Genomic DNA, 17,973 nt, shown 5'->3' with positions numbered 1-17,973 from the left:
TTCGCATGTTGAGTCTCTCCTTCATAGAAAAAGGCGACACACGTCGCCTTTTATATCTTGTTAGCGCATCAATGCGCGAAGTGGTGCTTTGGCAGAAGTGGCATCCGTTTCTTCCACTTCGTCTACCGGCTGTTCTGGTAACTCGACATCGAGTCCGAACGTCTCGACAAACTGGGCGATTCGAACGTTCGCGTCCGGCTGTGCCGCTGCGTCTTTAATATAGTCGATTGGATCACGAAGCATTTGGTTGATGATCGACTTCATATGCTTCCCGATGACTTTCTTGTCGCGCGCCGACAAATGGTCGAGCTTACGCTCTAGACTCGTCATCGTGTCTTCTTGAATATCAAGGGCACGGGCACGCAACTCGTTCATGATCGGTACGACACCGAGCGTGACGAGCCATGTTTGGAACTCTTGAATCGCTTCATCGATCTTCATCTCGATCTTCTCGGCTTCGAGGAGACGAGCTTCGAGATTTTTGTTGACGATTCCATTCAAATCATCGACATCGAACAAATGAACACCTGGAAGTGTCGCGACCGCTGGATCGATATCTCGCGGCACAGCAATGTCAATGAGAAGAAGTGGGCGTTCACGGCGCAACAATTGTGCCGCTGCCACATCGTCATATCCGATGACGGCGTCTTTCGCTCCGGTAGAACTGATCAAAATATCCGCATCGAGTAAGCCACATGCGATTTCACGAATCGAATGGGCACGACCTTTGAACTTATCCGCTACAGCTTTCGCTTTGCTCTCCGTCCGGTTGAAGACGGCGATTTGTTTAGCACCAGCCTCGAACAAGTTGAGTGTTGTCAGTTCGCCCGTTTCTCCGGCTCCGACGACGACGACTTGTTTATCGTCAAGCTGTTGGTACATTTCTTGCGCGAGCGTCACGGCAGCCGAGCTGACCGATACAGACATTTCCCCAATTTGCGTGTCCGTATGGGCGCGCTTGGCGAGTGTGACCGCTTCTTTGAATAATTTGTTGAAGACCGTTCCTGTCGTTCCATGCTCTTGGGCACGGAAGAAACTTGTCTTCACCTGACCTAAAATTTGTGTTTCCCCGATGATCATCGAGTCGAGGCCCGATGTGACACGGAACAAGTGACGAATCGCCTCTTCCCCTTCTCGAATCGACAAGTATGGTGTGAACTGCTCCATCTCTAGATTGAACCAGTTCGCCAAGAAACGTTTCGTGTAATAACGTCCAGTATGGAGTTGATCTGTCACGACGTACAGCTCCGTCCGGTTACACGTAGACAAAATAACCGACTCGAAAATGCTCTTCTCTTCGCGAAGCGCAATCATCGCATCCACGATTTCTTGCTCCCCAAACGAGAACTGCTCCCGAATCGCGACAGGGGCTGTCTTGTTATTTAGTCCAACGACGACAATATGCATGTATCTCTTCCCCTCATCTAAAATCCACCGACGGTTGTCTCTTCTTTTTTCAATCTCTACCGTACATTATAACAGTTCTTATCTGGTAACTATAATCTTCTGTTTGATTTTCCTGAAATAAAATAAGAACTTTTTGTGACAAAAAGAAGTAGAAATGGCGAAACCCCATTTCTACCCTTTTTCTTATGAATGTGGTGAGTTTGGATCCGTAATAATAGAGCTTTCCGTCTCTTCTTTGTCTAAATATTGTTCGCGTTCTCTTAGTTTATAGATGCGAACGATATTCTGGACAACCGTTTTGGCGACCGCATAGAAAGGTACGGCGATGAGCATCCCGATAATCCCAGCCAAATTCCCAGCCACGAGCAAGACGATGATGATTGTGAGCGGGTGGACTTTCAAGGACTTCCCTTGAATGAGCGGTGAGATGACGTTCGATTCGATCTGCTGCACGATAATGATGACGACGATGACCCAGATGACTTTGATCGGATCTTGAATGAACGCCACGATGACAGCCGGTACGGCACCTAAGAACGGTCCGACGTATGGGATGATGTTCGTCACCATCATGAAGAGCGCGAGCAAGATGGCATAATCCACACCGACGATCCAAAGGCCGATGAGCGACGTGATCCCGACGAAGAACGCGACGAGAAGTTGAGCGTTGACGTAGCTGCGTACCGTCTCGTGCATGTCATGCAAGATGTGACGCGTCTCTTTCTCATAGCTCGATGGCAAGAGTTTGACGATAGCGTCCGGCAAGCGCTTCCCGTCAAGCAACATGTAAAGAAGCATGAACGGGATGACGACAATCGTGATGACCGCTGACGTCACGAATCCGACGACTTGACCGAATGACGACGCGATGTTTCCGAACAAGTCTCCTAAATACGACGTGATATTCGTCGTCAAGTTTCGGAACATCTCATCATTCTCTGCCATGAAGCGTGACAAGAATTCATTTTGAAGCAACGTGTCACGGACGGCGAACGCTTGTTGTTGAAGCTCTTTCGCGATACTCGGCATCGCATTGATGAGCGATGTGATTTGTTCAGCAAGGACCGGTCCGAGAATACTGAAGACGATGGTAAAGATGAGTACGAGACCGATCAGTGTCATCGCGACCGCAAGTGCGCGTTTCCCTTTCAACCGTTTTTCTAAAAAGTCGACGATGCCGACCAAGAAATAAAAGAAGAGTCCGGCCACAATGAGTGGGACCGTGACGAGTGCCAAAATAACTTGAATCGGTTCAAACACGAATGAGATCTCTGTTCCGACCCAAATGACTAAAAAGATGGTCAGCGTCCAAAAGAGGGCGCGGTACCATTTGTTTTCAAACATGCGCTGCATTTCTCCACCTCGTTTACGATTATGACTATGTACTAACTATGATTATACGATAATTACCCGATTGCGGGATGAGAAAAACAAAAAGGCGAAGGAATCCCTTCGCCCATACGTCATTCACCTTCCGTGATGAGTGCGTAAATTGCTTTCCACGCATCGTCTTTTCCTTCTGCCGTTTCGGCTGAGAAAGCGACAAAACGGTCAGATGGATCGAACTGAAGCTTACGTTTCACCGCTGCCTCGTGCTTTTGACGCTGGCTCTTCTTGATCTTATCGAGCTTCGTCGCCACGACGATGACCGGAATGTCATAGTGCTTCAAGAAGTTGTACATCGTCACGTCGTCACCTGTTGGCTCATGACGGATATCGACGAGTAAGACGACGCCGCGAAGCGCCTCTTGGCTCGTCAAATATTGCTCCATCATGACGCCCCACTTCTCGCGTTCCGTCTTCGATACTTTCGCATAACCGTATCCTGGAACGTCAACGAACATGATTTCATCATTGATGTTAAAGAAGTTGAGGGTCTGAGTCTTTCCTGGTTTCGAAGACGTCCGTGCGAGCGCCTTCCGTTGGCAAATCTTATTGATGAACGACGACTTCCCGACGTTCGACCGTCCGGCAAGCGCCACTTCCGGCAACTCATGGACTGGATAATGGTCTGGCGCGACGGCACTCGTCACGAATTCTGCTTTGTTGATCTTCATTTAATTTCCTCCAAATGCTACATCTAGTACTTCATCGAGTGTCGTCACGGGAACGAACGTCAGTTTCTCACGCACCGTTTCTTGAATGTCATCGATGTCTCGCTCATTATCTTTCGGAATGACGATGGTCGTCAACCCGGCCCGATGAGCAGCGAGCGCCTTTTCTTTCAATCCACCGATTGGTAAAACGCGTCCACGAAGTGTGATTTCCCCCGTCATCCCGACATCGCGATGGACTTTCTTCCCGGTCAACGCGGAAATGAGTGCTGTCGCAATCGTAATTCCGGCCGATGGTCCATCTTTCGGTACGGCCCCTTCCGGAACGTGGATGTGGATGTCTTGTCGCTCATAGAACGTCGGGTCAATCCCGAATCGCTCCGCATTCGCGCGGACATAGCTATATGCCGTCTGTGCCGACTCCTGCATCACATCACCGAGTTTACCCGTCAACTGAAGTTTGCCTTTCCCTGGGGCGAGCGCCACTTCGATTGTGAGCGTGTCTCCACCGAACGCCGTGTAGGCAAGACCTGTCACTGCACCGATCGAGTCCTCGGTCTCCCCTTTTCCGTAACGATACTTCGGCTTTCCGAGATACGTGATGATGGCTTTCTTCGAAATCGTGACCCGTTTTTTCTCACCGATTGCGATTTGTTTCGCTGCTTTACGGCAGAGCGAACCGATGACGCGTTCTAAGTTCCGGACACCGGCTTCACGTGTGTAGCGGCGTACGACTTCATAGAGCGCATCTTCTTTGATCGTCAATTGGCTCTTCTTCAATCCGTGCTCTTTCAACTGTTTCGGCACTAAGTGGCGCTTCGCGATTTCGACTTTCTCGAGCTCCGTATACCCACCGATTTGAATGAGTTCCATCCGGTCAAGGAGCGGTGCCGGGATTTGCGAGACGTCGTAACGTTCGATAAATCGAACGGTTCTTCGATGTAGTGGTCCGAGAACGATACGTTTTGCTCTGGGTCGAGCACTTCGAGCATCGCCGACGCTGGGTCTCCTCTGAAGTCAGAAGCCATCTTGTCGATCTCATCGAGTAAGAAGACCGGATTCTTACTTTCCGCTTGCTTCAACCCGCGGATAACACGTCCTGGCATCGCGCCGATATACGTCCGGCGGTGACCACGGATTTCCGCCTCATCGCGTACCCCACCGAGTGAGACGCGAACGAAGTGACGTTCAAGCGCCGACGCGATAGAACGGGCGAGCGACGTCTTCCCGACCCCTGGAGGTCCGGCGAGACAAAGGATCGGTCCACGAAGCGAGTTCGTCAACTGGCGGACAGCCAAGTATTCGAGGATTCGGTCTTTCACCGACTCCAAGCCGTAATGATCATCGTCAAGGACGTCTGCCGCGTGTTTCACATCGAGCTTGTCTTCCGTCTCGATGCCCCATGGAAGGGATGCGACCCAGTCGAGGTAATTGCGGATGACCGCATACTCCGGCGACGTTTGTGGGACGACGTTCAATCGCTCTGCTTCACGCATGACGTTCTTCCGAGTCGTCTCTGGCAAGTCGAGCGCCTCTAACTTCTCGCGAAGGCGGTTCGGCTCAGACTCTTGCGTCTGGTCGCCGAGCTCTTGTTGAATCGTCTTCATCTGTTCCCGTAAGTAGTACTCGCGCTGCGACTGCTCAATCGACTTCTTCGTCCGCTCGCGCATCTCTTGCTCGAGTTCGATCACTTCCACCTCGTGTGCGATGATTTCAAGCAGTTCAAGCCCTCGTTTGACCGCATCTGCTTCTTCGAGCATCGCTTGGCGAAGTTCGACATCGACATCAAGTTTCGACGTGATATAGTCTGTGAGCGACTCGAGCCGCTCATACATCTCGAAGCGACGACGTTCGTCCGGGGACATACCTTTAATATTCGCGACAAGTTTTCCGAACTGCTCTTTCAACAGACGGACGAGTGCCGTACGTTCGACCTCTTCCCCTTCAGCAAGCTCGAGTGGTTCGACGTTGGCGAACCAGCCTTCATCCGTCGATTCGACCGAGTCGACGCGGACACGCTCTTTCCCGACGATCCGAACCCGAATCGTCTCGTTCGACAATTCGCTCATCTTGGCGATATGGACACGCGTTCCAATCGTGTACAAGTCTTCCGGTTCTGGTGATTCGTTTCCGGTCTCTTTTTGAGTGACGACAATTAAATCCGTCTCATGCTCCTTTGCAGCAAGGAGCGCCCGAAGTGATAACGGGCGTCCGACATCGATTGTCACACCGATGAGCGGATATACGACGACTCCTCGCAACGGAAGGATTGGTAATTTTTCCATCTACAACGCCTCCTGTGCAAAAAGGCCCAAAACTCGGAGTGTGCCGAGTGTTTGAGCCTTCTTCGTTAACAAATTATGCTGTCTCTTTGTTGTCCCCTGTCTGTTCGACAGTACCATCACGAAGGACGTATTTCGGACCGGCAAGACCCGTAATCGTTTCATCTGTGATGATGACTTTCTCGATATCGTCACGCGATGGGACGGTGAACATCACATCGAGCATCATTTCTTCGATAATCGAGCGGAGACCGCGTGCGCCAGTCTTACGTTTGATCGCAAGTTTGGCGATTTCGATCAATGCCTCGTCAGTGAACGTCAATTCGACATCGTCAAGCTCGAGCATTTTCTCGTACTGACGAACGAGGGCATTTTTCGGCTTCGTCAAGATTTCAACGAGTGCTTCCTCATCGAGTGTCGTGAGCGTCGCCATGACTGGCAAACGACCGATGAACTCAGGAATCAAACCGAATTTTTGAAGGTCTTCAGGAAGTGCGCGGGCGAGCAAGTCTTCTTGCGTCAACTCGCGATTCTCTTGATCGTTTCCGAAACCGATGACTTTCTTCCCGATTCGGCGTTTGACGACCGATTCAATCCCAGCGAATGCTCCGCCGACGATGAAGAGAATGTTTGTCGTATCGATTTGGATGAATTCTTGATGCGGATGCTTACGTCCACCTTGTGGCGGTACGCTTGCTGTAGTGCCTTCAAGAATTTTAAGGAGTGCCTGCTGAACGCCTTCACCGGATACGTCGCGCGTAATCGATGGGTTTTCAGACTTACGAGCAATCTTGTCGATCTCATCGATATAGATGATTCCTTTTTCAGCCTTCTCGACATCGTAGTCAGCTGATTGGATCAATTTGAGCAAGATATTTTCGACGTCTTCACCGACGTAACCCGCTTCCGTCAAGCTTGTCGCATCCGCGATTGCGAATGGGACGTTCAAGACGCGAGCCATCGTCTGGGCGAGAAGCGTCTTCCCGCTACCAGTTGGTCCGATCATGACGATGTTCGACTTCGCAAGTTCGACATCATCCGAACGACCGCCGGCGTTGATGCGTTTATAGTGGTTATAGACAGCGACTGAAAGCGCACGTTTCGCGCGGTCTTGTCCAATGACATAATCGTCTAGGATGTTACGAATCTCTTGTGGTTTCGGAATGTCTTTGAATTCGACTTCTTCCTCTACACCGAGCTCTTCCTCAACGATTTCATTGCAAAGTTCGATACATTCATCGCAAATGTATACGCCTGGTCCGGCGACTAACTTACGAACTTGTTCTTGCGATTTTCCGCAAAACGAGCACTTGAGTTGCCCCTTTTCCTCGTTAAATTTGAACATTCGATACACCCCTTCTGTGGTGAAAATGGATGTAAGTGCGATAAATCGCGATTTGTATTTTCTGGTGCGATGCACCGTGAAAAGACATTTTACATCTCTGCGTTGAAATAATTGTAGCATGAACATATTGCGACTTCAAAGAATTACACATCCAAAGTGTTGTGACAGAAAAAAGGACGACCGCTAAGCAGTCGTCCCACTAAAAATCAACTTACTTCGCTTTACCGTTTTCAACGAGGATGTCGATCGCTTTACGGAATTTGAGGTCACCTTTAAGTGTCTCAAGACCGCCTTGTGGAGCGAGCATCGTACGGAGTTGGTCCGGTGCGATGTTGTAAAGTTTAGACATTTCTTCAAGCTCTTTCTCAGCATCTTCATCAGATACTTCGATTGCTTCTTTTTCAGCGATTGCTTTCAAGACGAGACGAGCTTTAACGCGCTCTTCAGCTTGCTCTTTCATCTCTTCGCGCATTGCTTCTTCAGAAGTACCAGTGAGTTCGAAGTACATGTTAAGGTCGATTCCTTGTGAAGATACACGTGAACCGAACTCTTGTACCATGCGGTCTACTTCTTGGTCAACGAGAACTTGTGGTACGTCGATTGTCGCGTTAGCAGTCGCCTGCTCAACGAGTTGGTCGCGCATTGTACCTTCAGCTTCTTGTTTCTTACCAGCTTCTAAACGCTCACGGATGCTCGCTTTCAACTCGTCGAGTGTCGAAACAGACTCGTCGATGTCTTTTGCGAACTCGTCGTCGAGTTCAGGAACTTGTTTTGTTTTCACTTCGTGAAGTTTGACTTTGAATGTCGCTGGTTTACCCGCTAAGTTTTCAGCGTGGTACTCTTCAGGGAATGTTACTTCAACGTCTTTTTCTTCACCAGCAGTCATGCCGATCATTTGCTCTTCGAATCCTGGGATGAATTGACCAGAACCGATTTCGAGTGTGTAGTTCTCAGCTGTGCCGCCTTCGAACTGCTCACCGTCAGCGAAACCTGCGAAATCAAATACAGCTGTATCGCCGTTTTCGATTGCACCTTCTTTAACAGCGAGTTCTGCGCCTTGCTGTTGAAGTGCTTCAAGTTCTGCTGTTACTTCGTCTTCTGTTACTTCAGTTGAAACAGCTTCGTACTCGAGGCCTTTGTATTCGCCAAGCTCAGCTTCTGGCTCAACCACGAATGTCACTTTGAAAGCGACTGGTTTGCCTTTCTCGAGCGTGCCGTCTACATCGATGTTTTCGAGCGCGATTGGTTCGAAACCAGCTTCTTCAACCGCACCTTGGATTGTGTCGCGGTAGAGAATGTCGAGCGCATCTTGATAGAGTGCTTCTTCTCCATACATTTTGTTGAACATTGGGCGTGGCAATTTACCTTTACGGAAGCCAGGCACGTTCAAGTCTTTGACGACTGTTTTAAATGCGGCGTCAACTGCTTTATCAAAAGCTTCTGCAGGAGCTTCGTACGTGAGTACGCCTTGGCTACCTGATGTTTTTTCCCATTTTGCTGTCATGCTAAGTCCCTCCAACAATTCGTTTATACCGTACAAAAATGTACAACAATCCGTATTATAGCATAAATCCTCGGTATGCACACAAGGATTTAGTCTAATAACGCCTGTGTGAAGCGCAGATCCGCCTCTAAAATCGCAGCTGCCAAACCGTCGACTGCCTCGTCATGCAAAATCGCTTGTTTCGCCTGTACGAGCGCCTGTTCCACGTCCGCTTTTTCGGCTGGCACATACGGATAATGCGTGTACATATAGTTCATCAACAACTGAGTCCCGATCTCATCGCCCTCAACTGATTTCTGAAGCGAGAGGACGGTCTTCTCCCACGTCTCGATGTGCGATGTCGCTTCCATTTGCGACATCTCGTTTGTCGAATCCCCATCCGACCACTTGATGACCGCGAGTTCGGCAAACGCCTTCTCTAACACGATTAATTTGACGAGCTTCGGTCGCTTGGATACGAGTAGCTCATGAAGCACATTGTCGAGCACCGAATCGATATTGAAATGAACATGTTGCAACGCCTCGATTTGTTCCCCTGTACTGCCGCGCGTCAACGTCCGTTTCAATTTGGCGATGGCCGCAGGAAACTCGGTCATTTTCAACACTTGAAGCACCTGATGTGCCTGTGTGTTGACCGTATCCTTTTTGTCTTGCCATTCGAGATACTGGTTGATCCAGTGCGCCGCTTCAAACGGCTGGTCCCGCATGATGTAATACTGCGCAATCTGTAATCCGCCCGAAGCCGGTTCTTCCGCTTCCGCCATCTGGATGGCGACGAGTTCCTGCAACTTCTCGAGCGTTTCCGGGTCGTCCGGTTTTTCCATCGCACATTGGAAGATTTCCATGAAAATAAACGGGTCACCCGGAATCGCCTGATACCAATCCCATAAAATCGGTTCGATCCGCTGTCGTTCCCCAGAGGCATCTGCTTCTTGAATCATCTTATGCAGGCGCGACCAATTCCCGGGGAACGGATAGTCCTGGTCCTTTTCCTTCTCCATCTTCCCTCACCCTCTCTTCCATTCCCTTTCATCTTCCGTTAGGACGCGATTCCTTGTCAATCGATTTCCCGGAAAATGAAAAAAGAGACGTTCTCCGTAGAGAACATCTCTATTTTAATGGAAGCGTCCCAAGAGGGATTCGAACCCCCGACCGACGGCTTAGCTTACCACCATGACTTTCGTCACCAACATCGTGTTGTTTGTAGTCTGGACTATATCTTCACCGTTTCAGGTGCGACACGTGTAGTCTCTACGGAACCTCACGATAATCATCTGCAAAAAGAATATTTTGCTTTTGATTATTCTTTGGTGTTTTTACCCTCAATGAAATAGATTTTTCAAAAAGATTCGGTTCAAAGTAATAACAGGTATCAGTCTGTGGACAATATACACAGTATACATCAATTTCATCTTTGTTTATAAACCGCGTCTGAACTCCACTCGCGGTACTATAGCTTGAACGAAACCGAACATTTAGAACCCCGTTTGTGTTTAGTTCTCTGTACTTAACTTGAATCCGTTTAAACTGGTTGTCTTTGTAAACGACTAAGTCAAACGGTGCATGTTCAGTTGCAGGGAACAAAATCATAAACCCTTTTTGATATAAATCTACTTGAGCCTTTAAAACACCTAAATCTCCCTTACTTTTTGTGTGATGATACATAAAACATCACTCCTTAAGAGATCGTAAGTTTCCTCGGTATTACCATCAGCATCATCTGTTAAGGCTTCACCGATATAGTGTCGTCCACTTTATAGGTTTCTGTTTCCCTATAAAGGCTCCTATTTGTCTTGAAGGCCGTTGCTCTATCCTGCTGAGCTATTGGGACATTGACATGAAAACTATAATAGAAAAATGGTTTCCTGTCAATCGATTTCCCATTCGAAACTCATAGTTTTCCTGCGATGTCCAAATCTTCGACGTGAGAACCGTCTTCCGAGCGATAAAAACGTACCGCCGCTTCCCCGTTTTCTAGGTCAAGAAGCGCATACGTTTTGTCCGAACGTCCACGTGGCATACGAATCGAACCCGGGTTGATGTAGACGACCCCATCCTCGATCAAAGCACCCGCCACATGCGAGTGACCGAACAAGACGACGTTCGCGCCGACTTCCTCCGCCCGGTAACGCAGCCGATTCAAGTCGAATTTGACGTCGTGATGATGCCCGTGGACGATGAGGATTGTGCCGGCATCCGTCGTCTCGATCCGTTCGAGCGGAAGGTCTCCACCAAAATCACAATTCCCACGGACCGTTCGATACGGCAATAGATGTTCATCAACAAGCGCAAGTTGTGAATCACCGCAATGGAACGCGTCATCAATCTCTGCCTCGTGTCGCTCAAAAATCGTTGTCAATTCTTCCGTCAGACCATGACTATCACTCACTATTAGAAAACGCATAAGCTTCATCCTTTCATGAATGGAATGATTTGTGCCTCCAGTTTTCGTAATGCCTGTCCACGGTGACTGACGACCGCTTTTTCTTCACGTTCTAGTTCGGCCGCCGTCTTGTGGAGCGATGGGACGATAAAGAGTGGGTCGTATCCGAAACCGTTCTCGCCACGTGGGGAATAGCCGATTGTCCCTTCAATCGTTCCGCGAACGGTCAACGTCTCTCCTGTCGGTTTCGCCAGGCAGAGGGCACAGATGAAGCGAGCCATGCGATTCGTTTGCCCGTTCAATTTTTCAAGAAGAAGCGCGTTGTTCGCCTCATCCGACTTTTCAGGACCGGCGAAGCGAGCTGAATATACACCAGGTGCCCCATCGAGCGCGTCGACTTCAAGACCGGAGTCATCCGCGAGAACGGCATGCCCGAAATAGGCAGCCGCTTCCGTCGCTTTTAACGCCGCATTTTCTTCAAATGTCGTACCTGTCTCATCTGTTTCCGGCGCATCCGGATAGTCAAGTAGTGACTCGACCTCAAATCCGAGCGGTGTCAACATCCCTTCTAGTTCTTTTACTTTCCCGGGATTGTGTGTCGCAATGATCAACTTCATAATGTCTCCTCCGAACGTTCTCCGACGTACCACCAAGAAGCACCGAGCGCCTCTTGTGCCGTCTTGAATAATGATTCGATTCCTTGTTGTGCGAGCGCGAGCATCTCGTTCATCTCTTGAAGCGTGAACGTCGCCTCTTCACCTGTCCCCTGAACTTCAACGAATCAGCCGCCGCGTCTTCCATATAGTCCAAGTCGAGAACGAGTTCATCGGTACGTCCGACCGAGATTGCCGCGACGCCTTCTTTAATTGGCGTATCGTCGAGCTTCCCTTGACGGATCAACCGGTCGACGGCGAGGACAAGGGCACAAAAACCACCCGTGATGGATGCCGTACGCGTACCGCCATCCGCTTGGATGACATCACAGTCGATCCAAATCGTGCGTTCACCGAGACGTTCCAAGTCGACGACCGAGCGGAGTGATCGGGCGATGAGACGCTGAATCTCCATCGTTCGACCCGATTGTTTCCCACGTACCGCTTCTCGGACAGTCCGGTCACCTGTCGCACGCGGCAACATGGCGTACTCGGCATTGATCCAGCCTTGCTTCTTCCCGCGAAGGAAGTTCGGAACACGTTCTTCGACAGTCGCCGTACAAATCACTTTCGTATCACCAATCGAAATGAGGACAGACCCTTCCGCATGCTTATTCACATGCGGTACGATCTCGACTGTTCGTAATTCATCAAATCGTCTCGTATCACGCAATGCCGGTCACCTCGACTTTCTCCGCATGGACCGGACGACCGAGCCATTCGCTCGCCAATCGGTCAAATAGTTCAATATCCCCCGTCGCATAAAAGGCATGGGATGGGACGGTATCTAATCCGTTCTCGAGCTCTTGATAATCAAGCATCGCTGCGACTTCGAGCGCCGTCTCGTCACCAGACGAGATGAGGTGCACGTTCGGTCCGACCACGTCCTGGATGACAGGAGCAAGGATCGGATAATGCGTACAACCGAGAATGAGTGTATCCATCTCGGAAGGTTGTAGCGGACGCAACGTCTCTTCCACGATTTGACGGACGCGGTCTCCCGACACGTTCCCCGCTTCGACGAGCGGCACAAAAGGTGGGCAAGCGAGTGAGTACACGTCGACCTCACCAGCTACGTGACGAAGCGCCTTTTCATACGAAGCACTCTCAATCGTCATCTTCGTACCGATGACACCGATATGTTTATTTCGCGTCCCTTTGACGGCCGCACGGGCACCTGGGTCGATGACACCGATGACCGGGATATCGAGGCGTTTCCGCGCCTCTTTCAAGACGACCGCCGTCGCCGTGTTACACGCGATGACAATCATTTTGACGTCTTTCTTCAATAGAAACTCAATGAGTTCCCATGTATAAGCTTCAATCTCATCGTGCGGACGCGGTCCGTATGGACAGCGTTCCGTATCCCCGATATAGATAATTTCTTCTTTAGGGAGTTGGCGCATCAATTCTTTGACTACCGTCAACCCGCCGACTCCTGAATCGAGGACTCCAATCGCTCGTTTCATTTGCATCACTTCCATTCTCACCTATCTTACCAAAAAACATCAGACGGAAAAAGAAACGTTCCCATGACAAAAAAAGACGAGGTCGCCAGTGGCGCCTCGTCCCTTACCCGAATTACTGAGCAAGACCTTCGCTAGTGAGCATGTCAGAAAGCGTGTTGATTGCTTCTTCTGCATCTTCACCTTCAGCAGTGATCTTGATTGTAGAATCTTTTGCGATACCGAGTGAAAGTACACCCATGATCGACTTCAAGTTAACTGTTTTACCATTGTACTCGAGGTTGATGTCTGATTGGAACTTAGAAGCTGTGTTAACCAACTGAGTAGCTGGACGAGCGTGAATTCCTGAATCAGCAACGACTGTGAACGTTTTTTCCATGAGATGATGGTCTCCCTTCAAAATTCAATTCTACAGGCGAACCGGCAGAATATTTTTTGTTTGTGAACTCATTATCAAATGATAGCGGATTCGCAAAAATTCTGCAAGCGGTTTTTATATTCCGGAGTCCATTCCGTTGGACGACCTTCCTTCGTCAAATGAACGAGGCTCGTTCGTCCCGCGAAGAGGAGTTGTTCTCCGTCATATGCCCCGTAATGAATATCACATGAAGTGTTTCCGACCGTCAAGATATTGGCATGCACGGTCAGCTGTTGACGTGGCATGACTTGTCGAACATAGTCACATTGCGCATCGGCGACGACGACAAACCCGTCCTTTAAGGAGAATCCTGTCGCTTCTAGCAACTCAATTCGCGCATCTTCGAAATAGATGAACGGGATTGTGTTGTTCATGTGACCGTACGGATCGCACTCCGAAAAGCGAACTTTTACATCGAGCGCGATCCCTGCTTTGACACGTGTTTCCCAACCTGGCTCTCGAAAGTACTTGGTCATCGGCTCGCTTACGCCTCGACCGCAGAACCGGTGCGACCTTTGTCACTACCGAAGAACTGTTTAAACGAATGAAGTGTCGTTTGACGGTTCATCGAAGCGATTGACGTCGTGAGCGGGATGCCTTTCGGACAAACTTCGACACAGTTTTGTGCGTTTCCGCACTGCATGATGCCGCCGTCTTCCATAAGTGCTTCGAGGCGGTCTTCCGCGTGGAAGGCACCTGTTGGATGCGAGTTGAAGAGACGGACTTGCGAAATCGCTGCTGGACCGATGAAGTCCGACTTGTCGTTGACGTTCGGACACGCTTCAAGACAAACCCCACATGTCATACATTTCGATAACTCGTATGCCCATTGACGTTTGTTTTCTGGCATACGCGGTCCTGGACCGAGGTCATACGTTCCATCGATTGGAACCCATGCCTTCACTTTTTTCAACGCGTCGAACATGCGTTGACGGTCGACTTGAAGGTCACGGATGACCGGGAACGTCTTCATCGGCGCGAGGCGGATCGGTTGCTCGAGTTTATCGACGAGCGCTGTACACGACTGGCGTGGCTTCCCGTTGATGATCATCGAGCAGGCACCACATACTTCCTCGAGACAGTTCATGTCCCAGTTGATCGGTGTCGTCTTGTCCCCGTTCGCGTTGACCGGGTTACGGCGGATTTCCATCAGTGCCGAGATGACGTTCATGTTCGGACGGTACGGCACCGTGAATTCTTCAGTATACGTTGCTTGGTCCGGTCCATCTTGGCGTTCGATGATGAAGCGGATGTCTTTTTGTTCAGATTGCATTGGCGTCGTCATTTCGTCTTCGCCCCTTTCTTCGAGTAATCCCGTTTACGTGGCGGGATTAACGAAACATCGATGTCTTCATACGAGATATCGACTTCCCCATCTTTGTAACGTGCCATCGTCGTCTTCATGAACTGCTCGTCATTACGTTCCGGGAATTCCGGTTTGTAATGGGCACCACGGCTCTCGTCCCGCTTGAGTGCGCCGAGTGTGATGACGCGTGCGAGGTCGAGCATGTGGTCGAGCTGTCGAATGAACGATGCCCCTTGGTTGCTCCAGCGTGCCGTATCCGTAGCCGAGATGTTATGGAAACGTTCACGCAATTCTTGGATTTTCTTGTCCGTCGCTTCGAGCTTGTCGTTATAACGAACGACTGTGACGTTGTCCGTCATGAGTTCACCGAGTTCACGGTGGATTTGATACGCGTTCTCTGTCCCGTCCATCGCAAGGATGTCGTTAAAGCGTTCGATCTCTTCACGCTCGTTGAAGTTGAAGAGTGCGTCAGAGACGCTTTCTGTCGCTTGGTCGAGACCACGCATGTAGTTGACCGCTGCAGGACCTGCTTCCATTCCGCCGTGAACGGCTGAGAGAAGTGAGTTCGCACCGAGACGGTTCGCACCGTGCATCGAGTAGTCACATTCACCGGCTGCGAAGAGTCCAGGGATGTTTGTCATTTGATCGTAGTCGACCCACAGTCCGCCCATCGAATAGTGGACTGCCGGGAAGATTTTCATCGGTACTTTACGCGGGTCGTCCCCTACGAATTTCTCGTAGATTTCGAGGATCCCACCAAGTTTGATGTCGAGTTCTTTCGAATCTTTGTGAGACAAGTCGAGGTACACCATGTTCTCGCCGTTGACGCCGAGTTTTTGGTTAACACATACATCGAAAATCTCACGTGTCGCGATGTCACGCGGTACGAGGTTCCCGTATGCTGGATATTTCTCTTCGAGGAAGTACCATGGCTTCCCGTCTTTGTATGTCCAGACACGTCCACCTTCCCCACGAGCCGATTCACTCATGAGACGAAGTTTGTCGTCCCCAGGAATCGCAGTCGGGTGAATTTGGATGAACTCCCCGTTCGCGTAGACTGCACCTTGGCGGTAAACCGCTGCCGCTGCTTGCCCTGTGTTGATGACCGAGTTTGTTGACTTACCGAAGATGACCCCTGGGCCACCTGTCGCCAAGATCACCGCATCCGATGGGAACGCTTTAATTTCCATCGAGCGCAAATCCTGACAGACCGCACCGCGGCAGATCCCTTCTTCATCGATGACGGCACGAAGGAATTCCCATCCCTCATATTTCTCGACAAGACCTTGTGCTTCATAACGACGAACCTGCTCATCGAGTGCATAGAGAAGTTGTTGACCAGTTGTCGCTCCAGCGTATGCCGTACGGTGGTGAAGCGTTCCACCGAAACGACGGAAGTCTAAGAGACCTTCTGGCGTACGGTTGAACATGACACCCATCCGGTCGAACATGTGGATGATTTTCGGTGCATTCTCTGCCATTTTTTGAACAGGTGGTTGGTTAGCGAGGAAGTCGCCTCCGTAGACCGTGTCGTCAAAGTGTTGCCAAGGAGAATCACCTTCCCCTTTCGTGTTGACGGCCCCGTTGATGCCACCTTGGGCACAAACTGAATGTGAACGCTTGACCGGTACAAGCGAGAATAGTTTTACCGGAACACCCATCTCTGCCGACTTGATTGTCGCCATGAGTCCAGCTAGACCGCCACCGATGACGATCAAACTTTGATTTGCCATGTAAAATTCCCCCTAATTACAAGATGCCTGCAAACGTCAAAATCGAACGGATGCCGACAAAAGATAGTGCCAAGAACACGACACCTGATACGTAGCTCATGAGACGTTGCGAACGAGGTGACTGTGTGATTCCCCACGTGATCGAGAACGACCAAAGACCGTTCGCGAAGTGGAACGTAGCCGAAAGGATTCCGACTATGTAGAAGATTAACATGAGCGGGTTGTCGACGATGTTTTGCATCATCTCCGCATTGACTTCTACCCCGCGTAATTTCGCTAAGCGCGTTTCCCAAACGTGCCATGCGATAAAGATGACGAGGAAGACCCCTGTGAAGCGTTGGAAGAGATACAACCAGTTGCGTGCGTATGAGTAACGGTTCGAGTTAATCGATCCGAGAAACGCATAGTACACGCCGTACACGCCGTGGAAAATCATCGGCAATGCGATAATCGTCACTTCAAGGAAGTACAGATACGGTAAGTTCTCCATGAATTTTGCTGCTTTGTTGAATGACTCCACCCCATCGACGATGTAGTAGTTGACCGATAAGTGAACGATCAAAAACAAACCGATTGGAATGACCCCAAGTAGCGAATGGACTTTACGACTGAAGTAGTCACGATGCGCTGCCATTCTAGTTCCCCCTTTTTTACGAGCATTGGCTCGTATTGTCAATAAAAGCGTTTTCAAATGCAGATATAGCTTTCTGTCTCCTATTCTACTCTTGTGAAAATTGTATGACAAGATAACCTAGCCGATTTGTGCCACATTCTTTTCAAAATACAGGATGACCAAATTCCGATTGGTCGTTATAATGATATAGAGAGATTGGAGTGATGGGATAGAATGGAAACGATGAGCCAACCAATTTTCGCGATTGAACTTCTTCGCGACTATGTGTTGACGGACTTGCTTGGTGAAGATTACGCCCAAGTCATCTATTGGTCAGGAAAACGGGTCGCCCGCAAATTCCCGACGATGTCTGACGATGAACTGACTGCATTCTTCGACGAGGCAGGTTGGGGAGCGTTGACGCTCAAAAAGGAACGTGGGAGTAAATTTACATACGAACTGATCCCACCACCTTCGTCCCAAGCCAAGGCGACAGGTTACTATCAGCTCGAAGCTGGATTTTTAGCCGAACAGATTGCAGGTCGTTTCCAGTGCGTCGCGGAAGGATATGCCGATCCCGCCCGAAAAATTGTCCAAATCACCGTCCAACTAGACCGGAAAGACGATTACGAATAAGAGTCGATGCGTTTCGCATCGACTCTTATTTTTGTTTCTGCTAAAGTTGTTGACGCATGTAGAGACGGAATCCGTTGAGTTCGTATTGATCAAACGTCACGTCTTCCCCTTCATAGCCCTGAGTCGCCCTACAGAATTTCCGAGCTTTCATCCCACCCCTAAAGGAGTGGGAT

General features: G+C 49.8%; 16 protein-coding genes and 2 pseudogenes. 1 reads left to right on the top strand and 17 read right to left on the bottom strand.

The window, feature by feature from the left end:
• Positions 1 to 60: 60 nt before the first annotated feature.
• From hemA to ON063_RS08680, 17 genes and pseudogenes are all read right to left on the bottom strand, one after another.
• On the bottom strand, positions 61 to 1,407 hold the full coding sequence (gene hemA, locus ON063_RS08760) for a glutamyl-tRNA reductase (protein WP_214749736.1): 1,347 nt from the start codon (positions 1,405 to 1,407) through the stop codon (positions 61 to 63).
• A 183-nt stretch (positions 1,408 to 1,590) separates the two neighbouring features.
• Positions 1,591 to 2,760 (bottom strand): AI-2E family transporter, encoded by a 1,170-nt coding sequence (locus ON063_RS08755; RefSeq protein ID WP_274664876.1) that lies wholly within the window; start codon positions 2,758 to 2,760, stop codon positions 1,591 to 1,593.
• 110 nt (positions 2,761 to 2,870) lie between these two features.
• A complete protein-coding gene (yihA, locus tag ON063_RS08750; RefSeq protein ID WP_074032795.1) occupies positions 2,871 to 3,464 on the bottom strand; it encodes a ribosome biogenesis GTP-binding protein YihA/YsxC in 594 nt (197 codons plus the stop codon).
• Positions 3,465 to 5,746 (bottom strand): annotated as a pseudogene (gene lon / locus ON063_RS08745) (endopeptidase La).
• 73 nt (positions 5,747 to 5,819) lie between these two features.
• Positions 5,820 to 7,088: an ATP-dependent protease ATP-binding subunit ClpX gene (gene clpX / locus ON063_RS08740; RefSeq protein ID WP_015881113.1), complete on the bottom strand. Its 1,269-nt coding sequence runs from the start codon at positions 7,086 to 7,088 to the stop codon at positions 5,820 to 5,822.
• 211 nt (positions 7,089 to 7,299) lie between these two features.
• Positions 7,300 to 8,592, bottom strand: a complete 1,293-nt coding sequence (gene tig, locus ON063_RS08735; RefSeq protein WP_074032791.1) for a trigger factor — start codon at positions 8,590 to 8,592, stop codon at positions 7,300 to 7,302.
• A gap of 89 nt (positions 8,593 to 8,681) precedes the next feature.
• On the bottom strand, positions 8,682 to 9,593 hold the full coding sequence (locus tag ON063_RS08730; protein WP_214749751.1) for a hypothetical protein: 912 nt from the start codon (positions 9,591 to 9,593) through the stop codon (positions 8,682 to 8,684).
• Positions 9,594 to 9,843: 250 nt separating this feature from the next.
• On the bottom strand, positions 9,844 to 10,257 hold the full coding sequence (locus ON063_RS08725) for a group I intron-associated PD-(D/E)XK endonuclease (RefSeq protein WP_074032786.1): 414 nt from the start codon (positions 10,255 to 10,257) through the stop codon (positions 9,844 to 9,846).
• A 226-nt stretch (positions 10,258 to 10,483) separates the two neighbouring features.
• Entirely contained in the window at positions 10,484 to 10,996 is a 513-nt protein-coding gene (locus ON063_RS08720) for a metallophosphoesterase family protein (protein WP_074032782.1), read from the bottom strand.
• Positions 10,997 to 11,001: 5 nt separating this feature from the next.
• The gene (locus ON063_RS08715; protein ID WP_274664875.1) at positions 11,002 to 11,592 is read right to left on the bottom strand and encodes an XTP/dITP diphosphatase; all 591 of its coding nucleotides are present in this window, start codon (positions 11,590 to 11,592) and stop codon (positions 11,002 to 11,004) included.
• A pseudogene (gene rph / locus ON063_RS08710) lies at positions 11,589 to 12,301 on the bottom strand (ribonuclease PH). Before rph ends, ON063_RS08715 begins: the two are co-directional and overlap by 4 nt.
• The gene (gene racE / locus ON063_RS08705) at positions 12,294 to 13,097 is read right to left on the bottom strand and encodes a glutamate racemase (protein ID WP_224860392.1); all 804 of its coding nucleotides are present in this window, start codon (positions 13,095 to 13,097) and stop codon (positions 12,294 to 12,296) included. Before racE ends, rph begins: the two are co-directional and overlap by 8 nt.
• Before the next feature lie 112 nt (positions 13,098 to 13,209).
• Complete coding sequence (locus ON063_RS08700) at positions 13,210 to 13,473, bottom strand: phosphocarrier protein HPr (RefSeq protein ID WP_015881106.1); 264 nt, start codon at positions 13,471 to 13,473, stop codon at positions 13,210 to 13,212.
• 74 nt (positions 13,474 to 13,547) lie between these two features.
• Positions 13,548 to 13,988 (bottom strand): acyl-CoA thioesterase, encoded by a 441-nt coding sequence (locus ON063_RS08695; RefSeq protein WP_147537790.1) that lies wholly within the window; start codon positions 13,986 to 13,988, stop codon positions 13,548 to 13,550.
• Between the two features lie 8 nt (positions 13,989 to 13,996).
• The gene (gene sdhB, locus ON063_RS08690) at positions 13,997 to 14,785 is read right to left on the bottom strand and encodes a succinate dehydrogenase iron-sulfur subunit (RefSeq protein WP_193343274.1); all 789 of its coding nucleotides are present in this window, start codon (positions 14,783 to 14,785) and stop codon (positions 13,997 to 13,999) included.
• Positions 14,786 to 14,793: 8 nt separating this feature from the next.
• Entirely contained in the window at positions 14,794 to 16,551 is a 1,758-nt protein-coding gene (gene sdhA, locus ON063_RS08685) for a succinate dehydrogenase flavoprotein subunit (RefSeq protein WP_074032768.1), read from the bottom strand.
• A gap of 16 nt (positions 16,552 to 16,567) precedes the next feature.
• Positions 16,568 to 17,185 (bottom strand): succinate dehydrogenase cytochrome b558 subunit, encoded by a 618-nt coding sequence (locus ON063_RS08680; protein WP_015881102.1) that lies wholly within the window; start codon positions 17,183 to 17,185, stop codon positions 16,568 to 16,570.
• Between the two features lie 222 nt (positions 17,186 to 17,407).
• Here ON063_RS08680 and ON063_RS08675 point away from each other — a divergent pair, with 222 nt between their 5' ends.
• Positions 17,408 to 17,800 carry a YslB family protein gene (locus ON063_RS08675; protein ID WP_274664874.1) on the top strand — a complete coding sequence of 131 codons (393 nt, stop codon included), beginning with the start codon at positions 17,408 to 17,410 and terminating at the stop codon, positions 17,798 to 17,800.
• Positions 17,801 to 17,973: the final 173 nt, after the last annotated feature.

The organism is Exiguobacterium sp. B2(2022), assembly GCF_028823655.1.
GTDB classification, from domain to species: Bacteria; Bacillota; Bacilli; order Exiguobacteriales; family Exiguobacteriaceae; genus Exiguobacterium; species Exiguobacterium aestuarii_A.
The sequence above is the reverse complement of the archived record's forward strand: the minus strand, read 5'-3'. Positions and strand labels throughout refer to the sequence as shown.

Coding starts and splice junctions, on each gene's coding strand:
- ON063_RS08720 (WP_074032782.1), bottom strand. CDS start 10,996: ATGCGTTTTCTAATAGTGAGTGATAGTCATGGTCTGACGGAAGAATTG.
- ON063_RS08700 (WP_015881106.1), bottom strand. CDS start 13,473: ATGGAAAAAACGTTCACAGTCGTTGCTGATTCAGGAATTCACGCTCGT.
- ON063_RS08715 (WP_274664875.1), bottom strand. CDS start 11,592: ATGAAGTTGATCATTGCGACACACAATCCCGGGAAAGTAAAAGAACTA.
- ON063_RS08675 (WP_274664874.1), top strand. CDS start 17,408: ATGAGCCAACCAATTTTCGCGATTGAACTTCTTCGCGACTATGTGTTG.
- racE (WP_224860392.1), bottom strand. CDS start 13,097: ATGAAACGAGCGATTGGAGTCCTCGATTCAGGAGTCGGCGGGTTGACG.
- hemA (WP_214749736.1), bottom strand. CDS start 1,407: ATGCATATTGTCGTCGTTGGACTAAATAACAAGACAGCCCCTGTCGCG.
- yihA (WP_074032795.1), bottom strand. CDS start 3,464: ATGAAGATCAACAAAGCAGAATTCGTGACGAGTGCCGTCGCGCCAGAC.
- clpX (WP_015881113.1), bottom strand. CDS start 7,088: ATGTTCAAATTTAACGAGGAAAAGGGGCAACTCAAGTGCTCGTTTTGC.
- ON063_RS08755 (WP_274664876.1), bottom strand. CDS start 2,760: ATGCAGCGCATGTTTGAAAACAAATGGTACCGCGCCCTCTTTTGGACG.
- sdhA (WP_074032768.1), bottom strand. CDS start 16,551: ATGGCAAATCAAAGTTTGATCGTCATCGGTGGCGGTCTAGCTGGACTC.
- ON063_RS08680 (WP_015881102.1), bottom strand. CDS start 17,185: ATGGCAGCGCATCGTGACTACTTCAGTCGTAAAGTCCATTCGCTACTT.
- tig (WP_074032791.1), bottom strand. CDS start 8,592: ATGACAGCAAAATGGGAAAAAACATCAGGTAGCCAAGGCGTACTCACG.
- ON063_RS08695 (WP_147537790.1), bottom strand. CDS start 13,988: ATGACCAAGTACTTTCGAGAGCCAGGTTGGGAAACACGTGTCAAAGCA.
- ON063_RS08730 (WP_214749751.1), bottom strand. CDS start 9,593: ATGGAGAAGGAAAAGGACCAGGACTATCCGTTCCCCGGGAATTGGTCG.
- ON063_RS08725 (WP_074032786.1), bottom strand. CDS start 10,257: ATGTATCATCACACAAAAAGTAAGGGAGATTTAGGTGTTTTAAAGGCT.
- sdhB (WP_193343274.1), bottom strand. CDS start 14,785: ATGCAATCTGAACAAAAAGACATCCGCTTCATCATCGAACGCCAAGAT.